The sequence below is a fragment of the Roseateles sp. DB2 genome (assembly GCF_051857535.1).
Taxonomy (GTDB): Bacteria; Pseudomonadota; Gammaproteobacteria; order Burkholderiales; family Burkholderiaceae_C; genus Roseateles_B.
Map to the genome: position 1 here is coordinate 17973 of NZ_JBPZGY010000003.1, position 21710 is coordinate 39682.

Annotated in this window: 17 protein-coding genes; 11 read left to right on the plus strand and 6 right to left on the minus strand. The window is 70.9% G+C overall.

All coding sequences use genetic code 11. The annotated features are described in order from the left end of the window. Nucleotides 1-39 precede the first annotated feature (39 nt). Nucleotides 40-894: a fumarylacetoacetate hydrolase family protein gene (locus ACS5PK_RS05130; protein WP_439439186.1), complete on the plus strand. Its 855-nt coding sequence runs from the start codon at nt 40-42 to the stop codon at nt 892-894. Here ACS5PK_RS05130 and ACS5PK_RS05135 read toward each other — a convergent pair. The 3 genes from ACS5PK_RS05135 to ACS5PK_RS05145 are packed head-to-tail and all read right to left on the minus strand — an operon-like array spanning nt 885 to nt 7239. Further along, on the minus strand, nt 885-1571 hold the full coding sequence (locus ACS5PK_RS05135) for a TVP38/TMEM64 family protein (RefSeq protein ID WP_439439187.1): 687 nt from the start codon (nt 1569-1571) through the stop codon (nt 885-887). The genes ACS5PK_RS05130 and ACS5PK_RS05135 overlap by 10 nt on opposite strands. Continuing rightward, a complete protein-coding gene (locus tag ACS5PK_RS05140; protein ID WP_439439188.1) occupies nt 1568-5407 on the minus strand; it encodes a non-ribosomal peptide synthetase in 3840 nt (1279 codons plus the stop codon). The genes ACS5PK_RS05135 and ACS5PK_RS05140 overlap by 4 nt, the downstream gene beginning before the upstream one ends. Further along, a complete protein-coding gene (locus tag ACS5PK_RS05145; protein ID WP_439439189.1) occupies nt 5404-7239 on the minus strand; it encodes a patatin-like phospholipase family protein in 1836 nt (611 codons plus the stop codon). Before ACS5PK_RS05145 ends, ACS5PK_RS05140 begins: the two co-directional genes overlap by 4 nt. Nucleotides 7240-7391: 152 nt before the next feature. On the opposite strand from ACS5PK_RS05145, the gene ACS5PK_RS05150 reads away from it, so the two are divergent. After that, a complete protein-coding gene (locus ACS5PK_RS05150) occupies nt 7392-8357 on the plus strand; it encodes a patatin-like phospholipase family protein (RefSeq protein ID WP_439439190.1) in 966 nt (321 codons plus the stop codon). Here ACS5PK_RS05150 and ACS5PK_RS05155 read toward each other — a convergent pair. Further along, nucleotides 8335-9339, minus strand: a complete 1005-nt coding sequence (locus tag ACS5PK_RS05155) for a DUF3667 domain-containing protein (RefSeq protein ID WP_439439191.1) — start codon at nt 9337-9339, stop codon at nt 8335-8337. The two genes, ACS5PK_RS05150 and ACS5PK_RS05155, sit on opposite strands and share 23 nt — an antisense overlap. A gap of 144 nt (nt 9340-9483) precedes the next feature. Next, a complete protein-coding gene (gene phaP, locus ACS5PK_RS05160; RefSeq protein WP_439439192.1) occupies nt 9484-10041 on the minus strand; it encodes a TIGR01841 family phasin in 558 nt (185 codons plus the stop codon). A 240-nt stretch (nt 10042-10281) separates the two neighbouring features. On the opposite strand from phaP, the gene ACS5PK_RS05165 reads away from it, so the two are divergent. From ACS5PK_RS05165 to ACS5PK_RS05185, 5 genes are all read left to right on the plus strand, one after another. Continuing rightward, nucleotides 10282-11241 (plus strand): histone deacetylase family protein, encoded by a 960-nt coding sequence (locus ACS5PK_RS05165; protein WP_439439193.1) that lies wholly within the window; start codon nt 10282-10284, stop codon nt 11239-11241. Further along, nucleotides 11238-11717, plus strand: a complete 480-nt coding sequence (locus ACS5PK_RS05170; RefSeq protein ID WP_439439194.1) for an acyl-CoA thioesterase — start codon at nt 11238-11240, stop codon at nt 11715-11717. The genes ACS5PK_RS05165 and ACS5PK_RS05170 overlap by 4 nt, the downstream gene beginning before the upstream one ends. Beyond that, nucleotides 11714-12439 carry a nitroreductase gene (locus ACS5PK_RS05175; protein WP_439439195.1) on the plus strand — a complete coding sequence of 242 codons (726 nt, stop codon included), beginning with the start codon at nt 11714-11716 and terminating at the stop codon, nt 12437-12439. The genes ACS5PK_RS05170 and ACS5PK_RS05175 overlap by 4 nt, the downstream gene beginning before the upstream one ends. Before the next feature lie 8 nt (nt 12440-12447). Then, nucleotides 12448-13419, plus strand: a complete 972-nt coding sequence (locus ACS5PK_RS05180; protein ID WP_439439196.1) for a 2-hydroxyacid dehydrogenase — start codon at nt 12448-12450, stop codon at nt 13417-13419. 134 nt (nt 13420-13553) lie between these two features. Further along, entirely contained in the window at nt 13554-13973 is a 420-nt protein-coding gene (locus ACS5PK_RS05185) for a VOC family protein (RefSeq protein WP_439439197.1), read from the plus strand. A 4-nt stretch (nt 13974-13977) separates the two neighbouring features. Here ACS5PK_RS05185 and ACS5PK_RS05190 read toward each other — a convergent pair whose 3' ends face one another. Further along, nucleotides 13978-15030: an RNA methyltransferase gene (locus ACS5PK_RS05190; RefSeq protein ID WP_439439198.1), complete on the minus strand. Its 1053-nt coding sequence runs from the start codon at nt 15028-15030 to the stop codon at nt 13978-13980. A gap of 105 nt (nt 15031-15135) precedes the next feature. On the opposite strand from ACS5PK_RS05190, the gene ACS5PK_RS05195 reads away from it, so the two are divergent. From ACS5PK_RS05195 to ACS5PK_RS05210, 4 genes are all read left to right on the plus strand, one after another. After that, a complete protein-coding gene (locus ACS5PK_RS05195) occupies nt 15136-16647 on the plus strand; it encodes a DNA recombination protein RmuC (RefSeq protein WP_439439199.1) in 1512 nt (503 codons plus the stop codon). Then, nucleotides 16644-17849 (plus strand): MFS transporter, encoded by a 1206-nt coding sequence (locus ACS5PK_RS05200; protein WP_439439200.1) that lies wholly within the window; start codon nt 16644-16646, stop codon nt 17847-17849. The genes ACS5PK_RS05195 and ACS5PK_RS05200 overlap by 4 nt, the downstream gene beginning before the upstream one ends. Before the next feature lie 114 nt (nt 17850-17963). Next, a complete protein-coding gene (locus ACS5PK_RS05205; protein ID WP_439439201.1) occupies nt 17964-18638 on the plus strand; it encodes a FecR family protein in 675 nt (224 codons plus the stop codon). 42 nt (nt 18639-18680) lie between these two features. Further along, complete coding sequence (locus ACS5PK_RS05210; RefSeq protein ID WP_439439202.1) at nt 18681-21698, plus strand: EAL domain-containing protein; 3018 nt, start codon at nt 18681-18683, stop codon at nt 21696-21698. The last annotated feature ends 12 nt before the right edge of the window (nt 21699-21710 follow it).

Consider the following 21710-nt stretch of genomic DNA (forward strand, 5'->3'; position numbering starts at 1 on the left):
GCCATAGACTGGTCCGGTCATTCAATGCAGGGAGTACGCATGAAGTTGATGCGCTGGGGTGTGCCCGGGGCCGAACGCCCGGGATTGGTTGACGAAAAGGGGCTGTTGCGGGACTTGAGCGCGCACTGCCCCAGCCTGGACGGCGCAGCGCTGGCGCCGCAGGCCCTGGATCGCCTGCGCCGCCTGGCCCCGTCCAGCCTGCCACTGCTGCCGCCGCAAACGCGCCTGGGGCTGCCCTGGAGCGGCATGGGCAAGTTCCTCTGTGTGGGCCTGAACTACGCAGACCACGCCGCGGAGGCTGGCATGGCCCTGCCGGCCGAGCCGGTGCTGTTCATGAAGCCGCCGTCCTGCGCCATAGGCGCGGGCGATGCTGTATGGCTGCCGCGGGGCTCCTCCCGGACTGACTGGGAGGTGGAGCTGGGCGTCGTGATCGGTCGCCAGGCCAGCTATGTGGATGAGGCGCAGGCGCTGTCCTGCGTGGCCGGCTACTGCGTGGTCAATGACATTTCCGAACGGGAGTACCAACTGGAGCGTGGCGGTACCTGGGACAAGGGCAAGGGCTGTGACACCTTCGGCCCCGTCGGCCCCTGGCTGGTGACGGCCGACGAGGTGCCGCATCCGCAAGACCTGACCCTCTGGCTGGATCTCAACGGCCAGCCGATGCAGCGTGGCAGCACGCGCACCATGGTTTTCGGCGTGGCTCAGCTGGTGAGCTACATCAGCCGCTTCATGACCCTCTACCCGGGCGACCTGATCTCCACCGGCACGCCGCCCGGCGTGGGCATGGGCCGCAAGCCTCAGCCCGTGTACCTGAGGGAGGGGGACGAGATGCGCCTGGGCGTGCAGGGCCTGGGCGAGCAGCGGCTGAAGGTCCAGGCGAGACCTCAGTCCTGAGCGCGGCCGCGGCGCCGCCACCAGGCCAGCAAGGCGGCAGCGCTGGCGACCAGGGCGAGCACAGCGGCGGCAAGGGGGCGGTCCAGGCGGCCCAGCAAGCGCATCAGTGGATCGAGGAACAGACCCATGACCAGGGTGCTGGGTGCCATGCCTACCCAGGTTCCCAGCAGCATCTGCCAGGGCCGGATGTGGGTGGCGCCGGCCACCATGTTCACCACCGCGAAGGGCGCGACGGGGGTCAGGCGCATCAGCACCACGGCCAGCAGGCCGCGCCGCCCCAGGGCTTCGCTGAGCAGGCGCACGCGCGGACCGGCCAGGCGCAGCAGCAAGGCGTGGCCCAGGCAATGGCCGATGCGGTGGCTGATCAGGCCGGACAGCCCGGCGCTGGCAAAGCACAGCGCCATGCCCCACCATGGGCCAAAGGCTGCAATCACCAAGAGGCTCAGCAGCACCAGCGGCAAGGCCAGGCACAGCGCGCCGCTCATCAGCAGCCAGACGGCCAGAGGCCCCAGGGCGGCCGCCTGTGCACGCAGCCAGTGCAGGGCCTGGCCGTCGCGCAGCCAGGCCTGCCAGCTGTCCTGGTGCCAGGCCCAGCCCAGCAGCATCAGTCCTGCCAGCAGGGCGATCAGCAGGGCCAGGCGCCAGCCCAGTGCCGTTTCCAGGGCTGGGCGGTTCATGGCTTGGTCCGGGCTGTCATCAGCGCCTCCAGGCTGTCCGCCAGCTGATGCACATGCTCGGGCTCGAACATGGAGCCATGCAATCCGCGCACCACGACGCTGCGCAGGCGCTCGCCGAAGAGCCGCTGCCAGCCATGGAACAGCAGGCGATTCCAGCGCAGCAGCCCGGTGGTTTTGAGCAGCCAGACTGCGCAGGCACAGGCCTCGCAGCGGTGGTGGCGCAAGGCCATGACCTGGGCCACCAGGCCGGGATCGGCGAACATGGCGCCCAGGCGTCGACCGTTCATGCTGAGGTCCTGGACGTGAAGGCGCCGGACCAGCCAGCCCAGGGCGCGCCACGAGCTGGTGCCGCCCAGCACTGCGTCGGGGTGGATGCTGTCCAGCAGGATGAGGCCCTGGGGCGCCATCCCGCGGGCTTCGAGGGCCCGGCAGCAGGCGAGGGCGCTCACGCCGCCCACCGAGAAGCCAGCCAGCCAGAAGCGCCGAGGCTTGTCACTGGCAACGGCATCCGCATAGACCTCGGCCAGCGCCGCCATCTGCTGCGGTGCGTCGCGGGGAGGTTGCAGCATCAGCACGCTCAGCCGCCCCTCCAGCGCCCGGGCAAGTGCCTGCAGGCGCAGCACGTCGCCATGGCCCGACGCCGCAACGTACAGGCGTGGCGCCTGCATGTCCCGGCTCAGGGGGAGCAGCACGCCCTCGGCGGCCTGCGGTGCCGCAAGGGCAAAGGCCAGTTGCCGCACGGTGGGATGGTCCACGACCAACTGCAGCGGCAGGCGGCGTCCGAGGCGGTCTTCCATGGCGCTCAGGATGGCCAGAGCGGCCAGGGAGTCGCCGCCCAGGTCGAAGAAGTTCTGTGCCAGGCCGATGGATTCCCGCTTCAGATGCACTCGCCACAAGTCCAGCAACTCGGCCTCCATGGCGCTGGCAACGGGCGCTTCTGCCGCAACGCCGACGGCGCGTGCTGGCGGCGGCAGCGCATCGAGCATCAGCTTGCCGCTGGCGCTCAGCGGCAGCTCCGGCAGCAGGGTCAGGGAGCTGGGCACCATGTAGTCCGGCAGGCGCTGGCGCAGCAGAGCGGCCAGGCCGGGCTCTGCCTGTGCGCGCGGGCCCGCCAGCCAGGCATGCAGGCGCTGCCCCTCGCCCTGGTTTACGCATTGAACGGCCGCCTGGTGCACTCCGGGCAGCTTGAGGCAGGCCGCTTCCACATCGCCCAGGTCGATCCGGTAGCCGCGCAGTTTCAGCTGGCGGTCCCGCCGGCCGGCGAAGTGCAGGCGGCCCTGCACGTCCAGCCAGCCGCGGTCACCGCTGCGGTACATGCGCTCGCCGGGATGGAAGGGGTCGGGTAGGAAGGCGGCGGCGGTGTCCTGCTCGTCCAGGTAGCCCAGAGCCAGGGTGGGGCCGGCCAGCCAGACTTCGCCGCTGACGCCAAAGGGCTGCGGGCGCTGCCGTTCATCGAGCACGTAGATGCGGGTGTCGTCCACGGCTGGTCCCAAAGGCAGGGCCTCGGTCTCGGGCCAGGGCTCGCAGGGCCAGGCGCTGGCAAAGATGCAGGCCTCGGTGGGACCGTAGACGTTGAAGAGGGCGGCGCCTGTCTCGGCCAGGAAGCGGTTGGAGAGAGCCGGCGCCAGCACCTCGCCACCGCAGCAGGCGACGCGCAGACTGGGCACCGGGTGTCGTTGCAGACCTGCCAGCAGGCCTGCCAGGCTGGACGGCACCAGGGCGCAAAGACTGACCTGATGACGCTGCATGAAGGCCGCCAGGCGCTCGGGATGCTGGCGCCCCGGCGGCATCAGGGCCACGCTGCCGCCCTGGATGAGTGGCAGCAGCAGCTCGATCAAGGCTGGGTCGAAACTCGGCTGCACCTGCTGCACCGAGCGATCCTGCGGGCCGATCTGCCAGCGCCGGACCAGCCAGGCCAGGCGCCGGGCCAGGGCATCATGGCCCACGCGCACGGCCTTGGGCCGGCCGGTCGAGCCCGAGGTGAAGAGCAGATAGGCGGCCTCCTGCAGTACGCGCGCAGCCCCGACTCCGGCTCCTGCGACGGGAACGTCGAGCACCTCCCCCTGTGGCGAAAGGCTGATGCCGGGCAGGGGCTCCGAACACCAGCGCATCACGTCCTGCCGGCTTCCCAGCAACAGTGCCGGCGCGGCGATGTTCAGCAGCTCCAGCAAGCGCTCCTGCGGCAGCTCCGTCGACAGCGGCAGCACACAGGCGCCGCAGCGCCAGGCCGCCAGCAGGGCCGCCAGCAGGGCCGGGCTGCGGTCCAGCAGCAGGGCGAGCACCTGGCCCTGGCGAAGGCCGGCACCCTGCAATGCAGACGCCAGGGCCAGGCTGCGCTGATGCAGCTCGGCATAGCTCATGGACTGAGCCTGGTCCGGCGGATCGTCCCAGACCAGGGCCAGGGCCTCGGGATGGAGCCCGGCCTGCCGGCTGAACTGCAGCCACACCGGCTGCGCCTGCTCGGTGCTGGCCAGGTTCTTGTGCAGACCGTGGATGAGCGCCCAGGATTCCTCGTCCGGCATGAGGGCGGGGGCGTCCAGCGGGCTGTCCAGGCCTCCGGGCAGCAGCTTCATGAGATGCCAGATTCGACGCAGCAGCAGCTCGGCCTCGTCGGCCTCGAAACAGCGCTCGGACAGCTCCAGCACCAGCTCCACCTCCTCGGCGTCGCCGAACTCGCACAGAGTCAGGGCCAGGGGGTAGCGGGCTTCGTCTGCAAAGCTCTGGCGCGCCTGCTCCAGCCGGCAGGGACCGAAGCCCAGGGCGTAGCTCTGGCGTTCCAGGGACACCATCACATCCAGCAGGCTGTCGCGGCCGCTGCGCATCAGCTGGAGCCGGTGGGCGGTCTCGCTGAGCGGGTAGCGGGCGTGGCGCAGCCCTGTACGGGCCTGGTGCCGGCAGTCGGCCAGCAGGGCCCCGATGCTCATCTGCGGCTGCAGATGCAGCAGCAGAGGCTGGACGCTGACGAACATGCCCAGTGTCTGCCGCCAGCGCGCGCCGCCGCGGTTGAGGCTGGGCATGCCCACGGCCAGATGCTCGACGCCGCGACTGCGCTGCAGGTACAGGGCGATGGCGCTGAGTGCGGCGTCGAAGAGGCTGGCTTCCAGCGCCTGCAGCGCAGTCTGCAGGGGTTGCAGCTCGCGCCGCGGGATCTGCAGACGCGCGACGTGGGCGCGAGGCAGCCGGTCTGGTGCGCGCAGTGCATGGCGGGGCGGCAGGGCTGGCTCCTGCAGCGAGGGCCATTGCCCGGACCAGTAGTCGGCATCGCGCAGGCAGGCGGGACTGCCGAGGTACTCCTGACCGGAGCTGATGAAGGCCAGGTAGGCGCCGGACTCGCTTGGCACGGGGGTCAGGTCTTGCTGAAGCTGGGTGTAACGCTCGGTCCAGCGCTGCATGAAGAGCTGGGTGGACCAGCCGTCCATGACGAGGTGGTGAAAGCGGATGGACAGGCCGTGGAAGTCCTGCCCGTCCGTCAGCAGCACGCAGCGCCAGGGGGGGGCCTCGGCCAGGTCGAAGCGCTGGTGGCATTCCTGGCGCCACCAGTCCAGCATGGCCGTGCGCGCGTCCCGGCTCGGGTCCAGCGGGATGATGTCCAGCGGCGCTACCAGGGTTTGCAGCAGGCACTGAGCTCCTGCATCGGGCAGGACCTGGAGGCGCAGCGCCTCGTTCTCTTCCACCAGCTGCTGCAGGGAGCGGCGCAGCAGCGGCAGGTCCAGCGGCCCGTGCAGAAAGGCGAAGCCGCCGATGTGCAGATGGGTGCTGCCAGGCCAGGCGCGCTGGTCCAGCCAGACCTCGCGCTGGCTCAGTGACAGGGGCAGCTGCGCCTGCATGCTGCTCATCGGGCGCGACCTCCCGGGGCCAGGTCTTGCCACTTCTCCATTTCCTGGAGCGCATGGCGGTAGCCCTCGTCGGCGATCTCCTGCGCCCGGGCATAGGCCATCAGGGCATAGCGGCTGAGGTCGGGCTGCAGGTAGACGTCAGCCTGGGCGATGGTGCGGCCGCGCTGGCTGGCGCCACCGACGTGGCCGGCGGCGTAGAGGATGTCCGCGATGCCCGGGGCGGCCGGCGCACTGCGCCGGATCAGCGAGCGCAGCCGGCTGCCGGCGCTCAGGCGGTGCAACTGCGGATCTGCGCGCAGCTCGGCGCGCGCGTCGACGTCGATGGCGATGATCTGCCCGTTGCCGCGCCGCCTCTCCAGCGGCGTGCCCAGGCGCACGCGCATGGCTTGCACCGGCACGTTTTCCAGGATGGCGCCGTCCACCAGCAGGTCGCCGTCCTGCAGCACGGGCGGCAGCAGGCCTGCCGGTGAGTTGCTCGCCAGCACGGCGCGCCACAGCGGGCCGCGGTCCAGCACCGTCGTGCTGCCCCGGCTCAGGTTGCAGCTGGCAGCGAAAAAGGGGCGCCAAAGGCATTCGATCTGCTGCTCGCCGAACAGGGCCCGGAGGTCGCGCTCGATGCGCCGTCCGCCCACCAGCGACACCAGCGGCAGGGTGAGGCGCTCACCGCCGGTGGCGAAGCGGCGGGTCTGCGCCAGCACAGTGTCGATGTCATGGCCCTGGGCCAACTGGGCGCCGATCAGCGCGCCCATGCTGTTGCCGCCGATGAGGTCCACCGGCACGCCCGCCTCGCGCATTGCGCGCAGCACGCCCAGATGCGCGAAGCCGCGCGCGCCCCCGCCGCCCAGCACCAGGCCCACGGCCTGGCCCGTCAGGAAGCGGGCCAGACGGTCGACGTCCTCGCCATGGCCTTCGCGCATCGGGTAGACCCGCTCCAGCTGGCGCTCGGTCGACCAGGGCTGCGGCGCCTCGGCGTCGCGCGCTGCGCCCGGGTGCAGCAGGGCCAGATGCTGCCGCTTGAGGGACCAGCCAGTCTCGCGCTGCAGCTGACGCTCGATCTCGCTGAGCCCCGTGCAGCTGCCGGCGCGGGCCACCAGCACCATTTGGTCGGCGTGGCGAAAAGCGTAGCGCGTCCAGGCGCTGGCCGTGGGATCGGCCTCGTAGACCAGGTAGTCGTGGCTGTCGTCCAGCTCCGGCAGCCGCTCGCGGGGCCAGGGCTGGCCGTCCAGGCGCAGGGTCTGCTCAGGGCCGTGCTCGAGCAGGTGGCCCGCGCGGCCCAGCCGCCCCAGGGCCTGGCTCAGCTGGCGGGCCAAGGCGGCAGCGGCCATGCAGCAGGCTTCGTCGGGAGACAGGGGAAGCACGAGAAAGGTCTGTGCCAGGCGCTGCTCACCGCCGTCGGCCTGGCTGCGCAGGCGGTCCGCCACAGTCTTGATCATCACCCGGCTCAGTTCCAGGGGATGCTGTAGCAGCAGGGCCTCGTAAGCCTGGCGGTCCAGCAGGGCGACCAGGGAATCCCGCAACGCGGTGACATGCTGGGCGCGCGCCTGCTGCAGGATCATGGCCAGCTCGCCCACGCTCTGGCCGGGATGGAACTGGTTGTAGAGCAGGAGCTCGCCGGCGGGCGTCTGGCGCCATGCACGCAGGCCGCCGCTGAGGACCACGGCCATGCTGTCCGCGGGCTCGCCCTCATGGAACAGCGGGCTGCCGCCAGGCACGGTGTGCAGGCGCATCGCGGCGGCCAGGGCCAGGCGCAGGGCATCGGACAGCGGGCCGAACACCGGGCTGCTGCGCAGCATGGCGGCGATGCGTTCCCTGACCTGTTCCGATTCGTCCACGCACGACTCCCCGGTGGGCACGCCTCGCAGGAGCAAAGGCGCTGCTGCATTGTGGCATCGCGCCCGGCAAGGGGAAGGCAAGACGTGGCCCCGGCGCCGCAGTGCAGACGGCCTCGGGGGCTTGCGCGGCCGGCTCAATAGAATGCCGCGCCATGCGATCGTCTGATTTCACGGATTTCCCCCGCCCCCACCCTCGCCGCGCCGCCCTGGCGGCCCTGCTGGCCCTGGGCCTGGCCGCCTGCGCCACCTCGCCCACCCGTAACGCCCCCACCGAGACGCCTGCGCCTCAGCCGGCGCAGCCTGTCGACCCGGTCGTGCCCCTGCCGCCGCCCAAGCCTCCCAAGCTGGGCCTGGCCCTGGGCGGCGGCGCGGCCCGCGGCTTTGCGCACATCGGCGTGATCCAGGTGCTGGAGGAGAACGGCATCAAGGTGGACCTGGTGGCCGGGACCTCGGCCGGCAGCCTGGTGGCCTCGCTCTATGCCTCGGGCAAGAACGGCAAGGAGCTGGCGCAGATGGCCGAATCCATGGACGAGGGCGCCATCACCGACTGGGCCTTCCCGACCCGCGGCCTGATACGCGGCGAGGCGCTGGCGCGCTTCGTGCGCGAGAAGACGGGCCACCGCCTCATCGAGCAGATGCCCCTGCCCCTGGGCATCGTCGCGACCGACCTCTCAGACGGCTCCCCCATCCTTTTCCGCACTGGCGACACGGGGGCCGCGGTGCGCGCCTCCAGCTCGGTGCCGGCGGTGTTCCAGCCGGTCAAGATCGGACAGCGCGAGTATGTGGACGGCGGTCTGGTGGCGCCGGTGCCGGTGCGCTTCGCCCGGCAGATGGGTGCCGAGCTGATCGTCGCCGTGGACATCTCCGAGCCGCCCGAGGCCAAGCCGCCCGGCGATGCCATGCGCATGCTGCTGCAGACCTTCTCCATCATGGGCCGCTCCATCAACAACTTCGAGCTGCGCGAGGCGGACGTCATCATCCGCCCCAAGCTGGAGGGCGTGGGCAGCGCCGATTTCTCGGCCCGCAAGCGCAGCATCCAGGCCGGGCGCGACGCCGCCCTGGCCGCGCTGCCGCAGCTGCGCCAGCGCCTGGCGGCTAAGACGCGAACAGGTAGATGAACATGGCGGCCAGCACCAGGCCCAGGCTGATGCTGTAGGCCATCATGAGGCCGAAGGCGCGGGGCAGGGTGCTCCACCAGCGCGTGCCATAGACCCGGTGCAGGGCGATCAGCGGATGCACCACCATGGCCAGGGCGCAGAACACGGCCACCGGCTCCGACTTCAGCGTCAGCAGGGCCAGCATGGCGAACCAGAAGGCGTGCTGGTGCAGGGCGAAGACCAGGTGCTCGGTGTAGCGGCGGCGCTTGTCCACGTACAGCAGCTTGAGCCACAGCGCGAAGGCCGGCAGCAGCACGAACATGGCCTGGCCCAGGTGGTCCAGGGCGCGCGAGGGGAGGTCGGCGAGCTCCTGCTGCATAGTGGCCGGATCGGCATTCAGCCGGCGCTCCATGCGCTTGCAGACCTGCTCGCTGAAGCCCTTGCAGTAGAACTTGCCCTCGTGCATGCCCGCCTGCCAGGGGCCCATGCCCAGGATCGTTGCTTCCTCGCGGTCCTTCTTGTCGATGATCAGCGGACCGCGCGGTGGCGGGGCCGGCTGCGGCTTGCTGGCGGTGCCAGGCGCCGGGTCGGAGGCTGCACGGGTCACGGCGCCGGCCGCTGCACTGGCCGCCGATGCCGCATCCTCTTCCACCGGCAGCTCCAGCTGCCCGTTCAGGCGCAGCGTCAGGAGCAGGACCACCGACATCGTCAGGTACAGGCGAAGCGGCAGCACGAAGTGCCGGCGCCGGCCGGCGAAGTACTCGAGCGTCAGCTGCCCCGGGACGAAGAGCCGCCACAGTGTGCGCCACAGGGCCCCCTCGGTGGAGAGGTAGGCGCCGCCGAACTGCTGGACGAATTCGCCCAGCGTCGGGGCCTTGACCTCGGTCTCCTGCCCGCAAGCGCCACAAAAGCGCGGACGCGGATCGGCCAGCGCGGCGCCGCAGTTGGCGCAATGGCCGGGCGCCGGCGAGGGCAGTTGGGTCAGGCGTTGCCAGAGTGACATCGGACGTGCAGGCGCAGTGGGTGGCGCGGCAGTCTAGTCGAGCGGGACCGAAAACAAAAAAAGCCCGATGCACGAGGCATCGGGCTTCAAGGGTACCTGGGTGACGCGGTCACCACGGGGTACCGAGGAGACAACTGCTCAGAATCAGGCGGCGGACGAGCGCTTGGCGCGGCTGCCTGCCTGGGAAGCCTTCACGGCGGTGTTGGTCACGGCCTGGAAGTTGGCTTCGGCCACTTCGGTCGCCTGCTTGGCGGCCTTCTGGATGTTCTCGATGGCGTTGTTGGCGGCCGCCACGGCGGACTTCACCAGGGCCACAGCGTTCTCGGTGCCGGCCGGGGCGTTCTTGGCAGCGGTGTCGACCACGGCGTTGAACTTGGTCTGCGCGTCAGCGAACTGGGCCTCGGCAACCTTGGCCACTTCGGCGTTGGTGGCGGTGGCGATGTCGTAGAGGTGGCGGCTGTAGGCGGCGGCCTTCTCGGCGCTGGGTTGCAGCAGCGAGGTCTGCAGGGCCAGCAGCTCTTGGGCGTCCTTCACGGACAGGGCGGCCTGGGTGTTCTCGGCGGCTTCGGCCAGGGTGGCCTTGGCCACTTGCAGGTTCAGCTCGACCAGCTTCTCCACGCCTTCGAAAGCCTTGTTGGTCAGGCCGAAGAGGGTGTCGATATTGGCCTTGTGGGCGGCGAAGATTTGTTCTGCAGTCAGCATGGTGCTCTCCTGAGTTTGAGCGGGAGGACCCGCGGGTGTCCTGATGGAAACTGGGTGACAGCGATAATGTTGCACTGCAACATGAATCAGATTGTGGGGGCTGCCCGCCCGCCTTGCAAGCACTTTTTGCTGCGCCGCAGCAAAATAGGGCAAATCGCGACTGACGCCACAATCAGGGCGCTGCCTTCACACGGGCGTCATGCCCGCCCCGCGCCTTCCCCACCGACGCCGTCCTTGCCCATGCAGGCCTTTCATTCCGACGCCCACGCCCTGCAGCTGCCTTCCCAGCACCGCTTCCCCCAGGCCAAATACCGCCTGCTACGGGAGCGTGTGGAGGCCGACCCCGGTGCCGTGTGGCTGTGCCCTGCGCCGGCCGCCAGCGAGGGCGAACTGGCCCTGGCCCATGAGCCGGACTACATCGCCCGGGTGCTGGACGGCCGCCTGAGCGAGGCCGAGCAGCGCGAGATCGGCTTTCCCTGGTCGCCTGCCATGCCCGTGCGGTCCCGCCACTCGGTAGGCGCCACCATTGCCGCCGCCCGCACCGCCCTGGCCGAGGGCGTGGCCATGAACCTGGCCGGCGGCACCCACCATGCCTATGCCCACAAGGGCAGCGGCTACTGCGTGTTCAATGACGTGGCCGTGGCCGCGCGCCTCATGCAGGCCGAGTGGCACGCGCGCCATCGCAGCGCCCGGCCCGGCCTGCGCGTGCTGGTGATCGACCTGGACGTGCACCAGGGCAACGGCACGGCGGCCATCTTCCGGGACGACCCCAGTGTCTTCACCCTGTCTCTGCACGGCGCGCGCAACTTTCCCTTCCGCAAGGAGGCCAGCAGCCTGGACGTGGAGCTGCCCGACGGCACCGGCGACGCGGCCTACCTGGCCGCGCTGGACGAGGCGCTGGACGAGGTCGACCGTCGCCTGCAGGCCCATCCGCCAGGCCTGGCCTTCTACCTGGCCGGCGCCGACCCGCACGAGGGCGACCGCCTGGGCCGCCTGAAGCTCACGGCCGCCGGCCTGCTCGCCCGGGACGAGCGCGTGCTGGACTGGCTGTGGCAGCGTCGCACTCCCGTGGCCCTGAACATGGCCGGCGGCTACGGTGCCGACCTGGCGGCGATGGTCGACGTGCAGTACGCGACGGTGCAGGCGGCGTCGCGCGCGTGGCAGCGCTGGCAGGGCGCTGATGGAACAATGGCCCGATGACGAACGCCCCCCAAGCCTCCGCAGCCGCCGCCCCGCGTCCCGGCCCCGAGCCCCGCAGCGCCTTCGCTCGCTTCATCCCGCTGAGCACCCGCTGGATGGACAACGACCTCTACGGCCACCTCAACAACGTCGTCTACTACAGCCTCTTCGACACCGCGGTGAACCAGTACCTGATCGAGCAGGGCGCCCTGGATCTGCATGCTGGCGAGGTGATCGGCCTGGTGGTGGAGACGCGCTGCAACTACTTCGAATCCCTGGCCTTCCCGCAGCGCGTGGAGGCTGGCCTGCGCGTGGCGCAGCGCGGCCGCTCCAGCGTGCGCTACGAGATCGGCCTGTTCGCCGAGGGCGCGCCTCTGTGCGCGGCGCGCGGCCACTTCATCCATGTCTACGTCGACCGCGAGACGCGCCGCCCCGTGCCGGCCCTGCCCGCGGCCTATCTGAACGCCCTGCAAGCCCTGGAAGGAATCCCCACGTGAGTGCCAATCCGAGCGTCTTTGATCGACCCAGCCCCGAGGCCCAGGCGGCCGTGGACGAGGCCATCCGCACCCGTCATTCCATGCGCGCCTTCCTGGACACGCCGGTCCCGCGCGAGACCCTGGAAGACATCCTGCGCGTGGCCGCCCGCGCGCCCTCGGGCACCAACACCCAGCCCTGGCAGGTGCATGTGCTCACCGGCGCGGCCCTGCAGCGCCTCAGCGACCGCATCATGGCCGTCTATGACGACCCCCAGGAGCTGGCCGCCCACCAGGAGGAATACGCCTACTACCCGCGCGAGTGGGCCTCGCCCTACATCGATCGCCGCCGCAAGGTGGGCTGGGACCTCTACGGCCTGCTCAACATCGGCAAGGGCGACAAGGCCCGCATGCACGAGCAGCACGGCCGCAACTACCGCTTCTTCGACGCGCCGGTGGGCCTGATCTTCAGCATCGACCGCGTGATGCAGCAGGGCAGCTGGCTGGACTACGGTATGTTCCTCGAGAACATCATGATCGCCGCCCGCGGCCGCGGCCTGCACACCTGCCCGCAGGCCGCCTTCACCCAGTTCCACCGCCTGATCGCCGAGGAGCTGCAGTTCGGCCCCGAGCAGATGCTGGTCTGCGGCATGGCCCTGGGCTACGCGGACCCCAAGGCCGTCGAGAACAGCCTGGTGACCGAGCGCGCCGCCCTGGACGAGTTCGTTCGCTTCCTGGACCAGTGAGGCCTGCGATGAGCCCCGCCAAGCCGGCCGTCTTCGTGGCCCGCCGCATCTTCCCGGACATCGTGGCCCGGCTGCGCGAGCATGCCGAGGTCGAGGAAACCGACAGCGACGAACCCCTGCCGCCCGAGCAACTGATCCAGCGCCTGCAGGGCAAGGCCGGGCTCTTCGCCACCGGCACCGAGCGCATCGACGCCGTGCTGCTGGACGCCTGCCCGGACCTGCGCGCCGTCTGCCTCATGACCGTGGGCTACAACAATGTGGACCTGGCCGCCTGCACGGCGCGCGGCGTGCGCGTCAGCAATGCGCCCGATGTGCTGACCGAGACCACGGCCGACTTCGGCTTCGCGCTGATGATGGCCGCCGCGCGGCGCATCAGCGAGTCCGAGCGCTACCTGCGCGAGGGCCGGTGGAAGCAGTGGCATGTGGACCTGCTCGTGGGTGCGGACGTGCATGGCAGCACCCTGGGCATCCTGGGGATGGGCCGCATCGGCCAGGCCATCGCGCGGCGCGGGGCCCTGGGTTTCGGCATGCAGGTGATCTATCACAACCGCAGCCGGCTGGCGCCCGCGCTGGAGCAGCCCCTGGGCGCGCGCTGGGTCGACAAGGAAGCGCTGCTGCGCCAGAGCGACCACCTCGTCATCGTCGTGCCCTACAGTCCCGAGGCCCACCACCTCGTCGGCGCGGCCGAGTTGGCGCTGATGAAGCCCACGGCCACGCTCACCAACGTGGCGCGCGGCGGCATCGTGGATGACGCCGCCCTGGCCGAGGCGCTGCAGGCGGGGCGCCTGGCCGGCGCGGGCCTGGATGTGTTCGAGGGCGAGCCCGCCGTGCACCCGGCCCTGCTGGCCTGCCGCAACGTGGTGCTGACGCCCCACATTGCCAGCGCCTCCATCCCCACGCGCCGAGCCATGTGCGAGTTGGCGGTGGACAACCTCATCGCAGCCCTGAGCGGCGGCGCCATGAAGACGGCGCTGAACTGAGCGGAGCCGCCGACGGCGATGTCCCTGACGGCAAGGACGTCGGCAAGACGGCAGCGGCGTCCATCGCCGGATCGGGTTATACAAGGGGCGGGGCAGCAACGCCCCGAACCCCGAACCCGAGCAAGGAGACTCCCATGATTGCCTACCTGAGCTTTGACGGCCGCTGCGACGAGGCCCTGGACTTCTACGCCGCCGCCCTGGGCGGCCGCAAGACCATGCGCTCCACCTACGGCGAGGCGCCCCCAGCGCCCGAATGTCCGCCCACGCCCGAGGAATGGAAGGACCGCATCATGCACGCCCGCATCGAGGCCCGCGGTCTCACCCTGATGGGCTCGGACATGCCTCCCGGCATGCCCTTCGAGGGCTACAAGGGCTTCAGCCTGACCGTCCCGGCCCAGGACGCGGCCGAGGGCGAACGGCTCTTCAAGGCCCTGTCCGCGGGCGGGCAGGTGACCATGCCCTTCGGCGCCACCTTCTGGTCGCCCGGTTTCGGCATGCTGACGGACCGCTTTGGCGTGCCCTGGATGGTCAACAGCGAACCGGCCGCCGCCTGATCCCTCAGCCTGCCGCTGCCTTGCGCATCACGCGCACTGGCACCGAACCGTCCAGCGCCCGGGCCCGCAGCTGGCCGCAGCCGCCGTCCACCTCCTGGCCGGCGGAGTTGCGCAGCTTGGTCAGCACGCCGCGGCGGTGCAGCTGGCGGGCGATCTCGGCGGCGCGTTCCCAGGCCGGGCGCTTGAAGGGCAGCTCGGGCACGCTGTTGTAGGGAATCATGTTGAGCACGCCGTAGCGGCCCTTGAGCAGGCGCACGATGCCGTCGAGCTCGTCCTCGCCGTCATTGACGCCCTCGATCAGGGTCCACTGGTACTGGATGGGATAGCCGCTGAGCCGCGCATAGCGCTCGCCCTCGGCCACGATCTCCTCGGGCGTGAGGCGCGGCGCGCGTGGCAGCAGCTGCTCGCGCAGGCCGGCCTTGCTGGTGTGCAGCGAGAGCGCCAGCGCCGGCTTCACCGGCCCCTGCGGCAGGCGCTCAAAGACCCGCGGGTCGCCCACGGTCGAGAACACCAGGCTCTTGTGGCCGATGTTGCCGGCGGTGCCCAGCAGCTCGATGGCCTCCATCACGTGCTCCAGGTTGTGGGCCGGCTCGCCCATGCCCATGAACACGACCTTCTTGACCGCACGTTGGCGGCGCGCCAGCACCACCTGGGCCACGATCTCGGCGCTGGTGACCTGGCGCAGCAGGCCCGAACGGCCCGTCATGCAGAACTGGCAGCCCACGGCGCAGCCCACCTGGCTGGAGACGCACAGGCCCTCGCGCGGCAGCAGCACGCTCTCGACCGTCTGACCATCGCCCAGCTCGACCAGCAGGCGCTTGGAGCCGTCCTCGGCCGGATGCTCGCTCTGCACGCGGGCCAGGGCGTCCAGCTCGGCCTCCAGCGCGGGCAGGGCCTCGCGCAGGGTCTTGGGCAGGAAGTCCTCGATGGGGCGCTTGGTGGTGGCCTGGGGCAGGGCCTGGCTCCAGAGCCGCAGCACACGGTGTTCGTGCTTGGGCAGGGCGCCGAGGGCGCGCAGGCGGTCCCGGATGTCTTGAATGCTTTGGAGGCGCGGCATGGTGAGCGGCGGATTTTACGGGGCCGGCCTGCGCCTGTTCGCACAGCACGCCGCGCACAAGACCCGTGGCGCCCGCACCGGCAGGGCGCCTGAGACAATCGGCCCATGACGTTTGCCGAACTGCTCCTGCTGGCCTGCCTGGCCCTCCTCCTTGTCCTCGTCGTGCTGGTCCTGCGCCAGCGGCAGTCCCCGGAGTCACCGCAGCTGCAGGCCCATCTCCAGTCCCTGGTGCAAGGCCAGGACGCCCAGGGCCGCCAGACTGAGCGCCTGGAGCGCGAGCTGCGTGAGGAGCTGCAGCGCGGCAGCACCGCCCTGCGCCAGGAGACCCTGGGCCAGCTGGCCCAGTTCCAGCAGGCGCTCATGGGCCAGAGCGGCGACGCCGTGCGCACCCAGAACGAGCAGATCGACAGCCTGCGCGTGCAACTGGCCAGCCTCCAGACGGCCCTGAGCCAGGGCCTGCAGGCCACCACGCAGTCGCTGGCCGCCCAGGCCCTGGCCTCGCGCGAGGCCCAGGACGCCGCCGCCCTGCGCAGCAGCCAGGCCCAGGCCGAGAGCCTGGCCCTGCTGGCCCAGGGCCTGCGCGAGCAGCTGCAGCAGCTGCAGCAGGGCAACGAGCAGCGCCTGGCCGAGCTGCGCCTGACGGTGGAGCAGCGCCTGCAGTCCATCCAGCAGGACAACGAGAAGAAGCTTGAGCAGATGCGCGCCACCGTCGACGAGAAGCTGCACGCCACGCTGGAGCAGCGTCTGGGCGAGAGCTTCAAGCAGGTGGCCGACCGCCTGGAGCAGGTCCACAAGGGCCTGGGCGAGATGCAGAACCTGGCCCGCGACGTGGGCTCGCTCAACCGCGTGCTGACCAATGTGAAGACGCGCGGCATCTTTGGCGAGGTGCAGCTTGCGGGCCTGCTGGAGCAGGTCTTCACGCCCGAGCAGTACGCCTCCAACGTGGCCACGCTGCCGGGGTCGAGTGAGCGCGTGGAGTTCGCCATCAAACTGCCAGGCCAGCGTGCGGACGGCGTGCCCCTGTGGCTGCCCATCGACGCCAAGTTCCCCCGCGAGGACTACGAGCGCCTGCTGGAGGCCCAGGACCGTGCCGATGCCGTCGGCGTCGAGCAGGCCGCCAAGGCCATCGAGACCCGGCTGCGCCTGGAGGCCCGCACCATCCGCGAGAAGTACATCGCCCCGCCACATACCACGGACTTCGGCATGCTCTTCGTGCCCACCGAAGGCCTCTATGCCGAGGCCCTGCGCCGCCCCGGCCTGGTCGAGTCCCTGCAGCGCGAGCACAAGGTGATGCTGGTGGGCCCCACCACCCTGCTGGCCACGCTGACCAGCCTGCAGATGGGCTTCCGCACCCTGGCGCTGGAGAAGCGATCGGCCGAGGTGTGGGAGGTGCTGGGCGCGGTCAAGACCGAGTTCGGCAAGTTCGGCGAGGTGCTGGCCAAGACCAAGAAGAAGCTGGAGGAAGCCAGCAACACCATTGACGCCGCCGAGGTGCGCACCCGCGCCATGAGCCGCAAGCTCAAGACCGTCGAGGCCCTGCCGGAGGACAGCAGCCAGCGCCTGCTGGCACTGGGCCTGGCCGAGGGGGCGGATGCGCCGGAGGATGAGTCCGCATGACGGAGCCTGGCCCCGCGGAGCCTGCTCCTTCTGCTTCCGGGCTTGCCGCTCCGGGCGCTCTGAGCCGCGCCTTTCCCTGGGTCATCGCCAGCCTGATCGCCGTCCATGCCTGCATGGCCGTGACCCGCGTGGCCGCCAGCCTGTGGGTGCTGCGCGAGGGGTATGGCGAATGGGCGGTGGGCGTGCTGCTGAGTCTCTTCGCCGTGGCGCCCATCGCGCTCTCGCTGTGGGCAGGTCGCCTGGCTGACCGGCACGGCTTTCACCGGCCCGTGGGCCTGGGCGTGTGCATGGCGCTGGGCGGGGCGCTGGTGGCCTGGGGCTCCATGCAGCTGTGGGCCATCGCCTTGAGCAGCCTGCTCAGTGGCGGGGCGGTGGCGGTGGCCGCCGTGGCCATCCAGCGCGAGGCCGGGCTGATGGCCAGTGAGCCGTCCGAACTCAAGAAAGTGTTCAGCTGGGTGGCGCTGGGGCCGGCCCTGTCCAATGCCATCGCGCCGGTCATGACGGGCTTGCTGATCGATCACGCGGGTTTCCGCTGGGCCTTCGCCCTGGCCGTGGCCCTGCCTGTGCTGGCCTGGTGGATCGCCCGGCAGGTGCCGCGCCATGTGCCGGCGTTTCAGGCCGGCCCGTCCCGCCAGCGGCCGGCTTGGGCCTTGCTGAAGCAGCCAGCTCTGCGCCGCCTGCTGATGGTCAACATCGTGCTCTCAGCCTGCTGGGATGCGCACAGCTTTGTCGTGCCCGTGGTGGGCCATGCCAAGGGCCTCAGCGCCTCCAGCATCGGTCTCGTGCTGGCCTCCTTTGCGGTGGCGGCCACCTGTGTGCGCCTGGCCATCGTCCGCTGGGGCGAGAACTTGGAGGAACTGCGCGCCCTGCGCTGGGCCATGGGCCTGGCGACGCTGATGCTGGCGGTCTACGCCTGGCTGCCGGGAACGCCGGGCCTGATGTTCGGCTCAGCCGTGCTGGGCTTAGCCCTGGGCTCGGTCCAGCCCATGGTGCTGTCCATGCTGCATCGGGTCACACCCCATGACGCTCATGGACAGGCCCTGGGGCTGCGCATGCTCATGGTCAATGCGGCCACGGTGAGCATGCCCACTGGCTTCGGTCTGCTCGCCGCCGCCACCCTCAACGCAGCGCCGATGTGGCTGATGGCGGTGCTGCTGGGCGGCGCCCAGTGGCTGGCGCGCGGCATTCGCGTCAAGACCTGAGCCGCAGTCCCGGGCCATTGCACCCTGTATCCGCGGAGCGGGCGCTTGTCGGCCCGGCGCGTGCTGGCTAGCATGGGCCGCAGCCCTGCAGGCATGACGGGGCAGGAGTCGGACATGGGGACTTCACGTCGTCGGGACTCGGGGGCGCAGGAGCCGGCATCACTGCGGCTACGGCAGATGGCGCAGCCGATGGTCTGCCTGGCCGTCTGCGCCGGCCTTGCGGCGCCACCGGCCCCGGCGCAGGAGGCCGGACAGGCGGTCGGCGAGGTGCTGGCGCTCAAGGGCGAGGCCTGGATGGACGGCCATCCACTGCGCCCCGGTGAACGCCTGCAAGCCGGGGCCACCGTGCGCACCGGCCAGCCCGGACGCCTGCGCCTGCGTTTCGAGGACGGCTCGGTGCTGGTGCTCAGCGACGTCACCGAGCTGCGCCTGGAGCGCTGGTCCGCAGCAGCGGGGGCGCCGCGGCAGGCCAGCCTGTGGTTGCAGCTGGGCCTGATCGGCCAGGTGGTCCGCCCTCAGAACGGCGGCAGCTGGCAGGTGCGCACGCCCTCTGCCGTGACGGCTGTGCGGGGCACCGAATTCGTGGTGGAGGTCGACGCCAACACGAAGACGGCGGTCCATGTGCAGGCCGGGGCGGTGGCCGTCGACTCGGTCGGCGTCCCCGGCCCCACCCGGCTGCTCGACCAGCCCGCGCAGGGCACCGATTGCCGTGCCGACACCGGGTGCAGCGCGGTCAAGACCTGGCCCCAGGCACGCGTCCATGCCCTGCGCGACCGCCTTGATTTCTGAGCCTCCCAGCGGCCGATAGCGGCCGCCCGCCAAGGACAGCGCATGCATCTCTCTCACGCCACCCATTCGCGACGATGGCACCAGACCGGCTGGCAGCTGCTGCTGGCGCTCGGCGTGGGCCTGCTGTGCCTGCTGCTGTGGACCGAGCGCGCCCAGTGGCCGCTGCTGCAGCGCCTGGATCGCCTGCTGCTGGACACCCAGCTACAGCTGCGAGGGCCCCTGCAGCCCCAGGCGCCGATCACGCTGCTGGCGGTGGATGACCGCAGCCTGCAGGCCCTGGGGCGCATCGTGCCGGACCGCGCCCAGCTGGCAAGGGCCCTGGAACAGCTCGCCCAGGCCCGGCCCCGTGTCATCGCACTGGATGCCCTGCTGCTGGCGCCGGCTGCCAATCCCGCTGATGACGAGTCCCTGGCTGCGGCGATGCGCCAGCTCGGCACCGTGTTGCTGCCCTACGCCTTGCCGGCGGAGCTGGAGGCTGGCGAGCAGGCCATCGAGCCGGGCGACGCCGTGCTGGGCAGCGCCTTCACCCGCTACGCCGGGGATGCCGAATCGCTCTTGCAGGCCCGCACCCTGCGTCAGCCCCTGCCGCTGCTGGCCAGCGCGGCGGCGGGCCTGGGACATGTCAGCGTGCAGCGCGGCGTCGACGGCGCTGTGCCCTTTGACCTGCCGGTGCTGGCCTACCAGGGCGAGCTCTATCCCTCGCTGGCCCTGCGCCTGGCCGGAGCGGCGCGCGGTCTGGCGTGGGCGCAGGCACGCGCGCAGCTGGGCGAGGCCGTGCTGTGGCAAGACCTGACCCTGCCGCTGGACGCCCTCTCCAGGCAGTGGATCAACTACTACGGCCCCGCAGGCCGCTTCGATCAGATCAGCTTCATCGACCTCCTCGAGGGGCGCGTGGCACCTGAGCGCCTGCGGGACCGCATTCTGCTGCTGGGCAGCACGGCCCTGGGCGCGGGCGATGCCTTTCCCAGCCCTTTCGATGGGGGGCTGCCGGGTGTCGAGCGGCTGGCCACTTCCGTCGACAACCTGCTGAGCCAGCGCGTGCTTCGCCATCCGCCCCTGGCTGCGCTGATGGAGATGGGCCTGCTGATGGGGCTGCCCCTGCTGGTCTGCCTCAGCCTGGCACGCCTGGGCCTGTGGCGCGCCTATGCGCTGCAGGCAGGCTTGTTGCTGGCCCTGGGCCTGGGCCTGCAGTGGGGGCTGGTGCGCCATCATGTGCTGGACCTGGGGCTGCCCCTGCTGAGCCTGGTGCTGGCGTCGCTGGGGGCCATCTTCATCCGCGGCCTTGGCGAGCAGGCGCGCCGCCGCCAGGCCCTGCTGGCCCTGCGCGAGAGCGAGCAGCGCTACGCCTTGGCCGCCCGCGGTGCCAACGACGGCCTGTGGGATTGGGACCTGGTTCATGGCAGCGTCTATTTCTCGCCACGCTGCCTCGCCCTGCTGGGCCTGGGGGCGGACGAGGTCCAGGGCATGGACACCCTGGGGCAGCCGCTGTCCCCGGCCGCGCGGGACAGTCTGCAGGCGGCCATCGACGCGCATCTGCAGGGGCGCAGCCTGCAGCTGCACCAGGTGCTGCAGTTCGAGCAGGGTGGGCAGCAGCGCTGGCTTCTGCTCAAGGGGTCAGCCATCCGTGAGCCGGGTGGAGGGCGGGCGCTGCGCATGGCTGGCTCGCTGAGCGACATCAGCGAGCCTCAACGCCTGCAGCAGCAGCTGAGCCACGATGCCCTGCATGACCGCCTCAGCGGCCTGCCCAACCGCACGGCCTTCCGTGCGCAGCTGGCTCAGATGATGAGCCTGGCGCCGGGCCGACGCGAGCTCGGCCTGCTGATGCTGGGCCTGGACGAGTTCCGCAGCTTCAACGAGATCCACGGGCCGCTGGCCGGCGACGAGGTGCTGCGCCAGCTGGCACGGCGCCTGCGCCAGGCCGAGGGGGTGGCGCGCGCGCAGGGCCAGGGGCTGCTGGTGGCGCGCTTGTCGGGTGACGAATTCGGCCTGGCCTTCAGCGGGCCGCTGGAGCCCGGCGGCGGGGCGCCGGGGCGTTGGCCGGCCTGGGCCATGCAGCAACTGGCCGCGCCTTTCGAGATCGGCGTGGCGGCCGAATCAGCGGCCGCCGAGGCCTTGCCCGTGCAGCAGGTGCCGCTGCAGGCCTGTGTGGGCTGGGCCCATCTGGCCCAGGGGCCTGGCGATGTGGACGAGTTGCTGGCTGCCGCGGAAGCAGCCCTGGCCCGTGCCAAGTCGCAGGGGCCGGGCCACCTGCATGCCTTCGATGCGGCCGAACAGCTGGTGGAACACTCCCGGCGCTGGATGCGTGAGCAGATCGAGCGGGCCTTGCAAGATGGTGGCCAGTTCCAGCTGCACTATCAGCCCTTCATCCGCCTCTCGGACCGACGGCTGCTGGGCTTCGAGGCCCTCATCCGCTGGCAGCATCCGGAGCGGGGCCTGATCATGCCGGGGGACTTCATTCCGGTGGCCGAGGCCAGCGGCCAGATTGCCGCCATCGGCCGCTGGACGCTGCTGGAGGCTGCGGCCCAGTTGCAGCGCTGGGCGGCGCGTGGCTTTCTCGGCGAGATCGCGGTCAATGTGTCAGGCGTGCAGCTCGAGCGTGAGGAGGAACTGATGCGCGACGCCCGCGACACGCTGGCCGCCCTGGGCGAGGTCCCGGCGCGGCAGCTCAAGCTGGAGGTCACCGAGAGCATGGCCATGGCCAATCCCACGCGCAGCGCCGAACTGCTGCGCCAGCTGTCGCAAATGGGCTTCAAGCTCTCCATCGATGACTTCGGCACGGGCTACTCCTCCCTGGCCTATCTGCACCGTTTCCCCTTTGACACGCTCAAGGTGGACCGCAGCTTCGTCATGCGCCTCGCCGCCGGCCAGGAGGCGCAGGAGATTGTCCGCACCATCGTCGGTCTGGCCCTGGCCCTGGGCAAGCAGACCTTGGCCGAGGGGGTGGAGGACGAGGCACAGGCGCAGCTGCTGGCCGCGCTGGGCGTGCAGGTGGGGCAGGGCTGGCTCTTCGCCAAGGCCCTCCCCGAGGAGCAGGCCACCGCCTGGCTGGACCGCGCCTGAGGCCGGCTTCGA

Bases quoted from the DNA above. Each gene is read 5' to 3' on its own strand.
- phaP (WP_439439192.1), bottom strand. From the start codon at position 10,041: ATGCTGACTGCAGAACAAATCTTCGCCGCCCACAAGGCCAATATCGAC.
- ACS5PK_RS05170 (WP_439439194.1), top strand. From the start codon at position 11,238: ATGACGAACGCCCCCCAAGCCTCCGCAGCCGCCGCCCCGCGTCCCGGC.
- ACS5PK_RS05130 (WP_439439186.1), top strand. From the start codon at position 40: ATGAAGTTGATGCGCTGGGGTGTGCCCGGGGCCGAACGCCCGGGATTG.
- ACS5PK_RS05135 (WP_439439187.1), bottom strand. From the start codon at position 1,571: ATGAACCGCCCAGCCCTGGAAACGGCACTGGGCTGGCGCCTGGCCCTG.
- ACS5PK_RS05210 (WP_439439202.1), top strand. From the start codon at position 18,681: ATGCATCTCTCTCACGCCACCCATTCGCGACGATGGCACCAGACCGGC.
- ACS5PK_RS05155 (WP_439439191.1), bottom strand. From the start codon at position 9,339: ATGTCACTCTGGCAACGCCTGACCCAACTGCCCTCGCCGGCGCCCGGC.
- ACS5PK_RS05205 (WP_439439201.1), top strand. From the start codon at position 17,964: ATGGGGACTTCACGTCGTCGGGACTCGGGGGCGCAGGAGCCGGCATCA.
- ACS5PK_RS05200 (WP_439439200.1), top strand. From the start codon at position 16,644: ATGACGGAGCCTGGCCCCGCGGAGCCTGCTCCTTCTGCTTCCGGGCTT.
- ACS5PK_RS05180 (WP_439439196.1), top strand. From the start codon at position 12,448: ATGAGCCCCGCCAAGCCGGCCGTCTTCGTGGCCCGCCGCATCTTCCCG.
- ACS5PK_RS05190 (WP_439439198.1), bottom strand. From the start codon at position 15,030: ATGCCGCGCCTCCAAAGCATTCAAGACATCCGGGACCGCCTGCGCGCC.
- ACS5PK_RS05150 (WP_439439190.1), top strand. From the start codon at position 7,392: ATGCGATCGTCTGATTTCACGGATTTCCCCCGCCCCCACCCTCGCCGC.
- ACS5PK_RS05140 (WP_439439188.1), bottom strand. From the start codon at position 5,407: ATGAGCAGCATGCAGGCGCAGCTGCCCCTGTCACTGAGCCAGCGCGAG.
- ACS5PK_RS05195 (WP_439439199.1), top strand. From the start codon at position 15,136: ATGACGTTTGCCGAACTGCTCCTGCTGGCCTGCCTGGCCCTCCTCCTT.
- ACS5PK_RS05165 (WP_439439193.1), top strand. From the start codon at position 10,282: ATGCAGGCCTTTCATTCCGACGCCCACGCCCTGCAGCTGCCTTCCCAG.
- ACS5PK_RS05185 (WP_439439197.1), top strand. From the start codon at position 13,554: ATGATTGCCTACCTGAGCTTTGACGGCCGCTGCGACGAGGCCCTGGAC.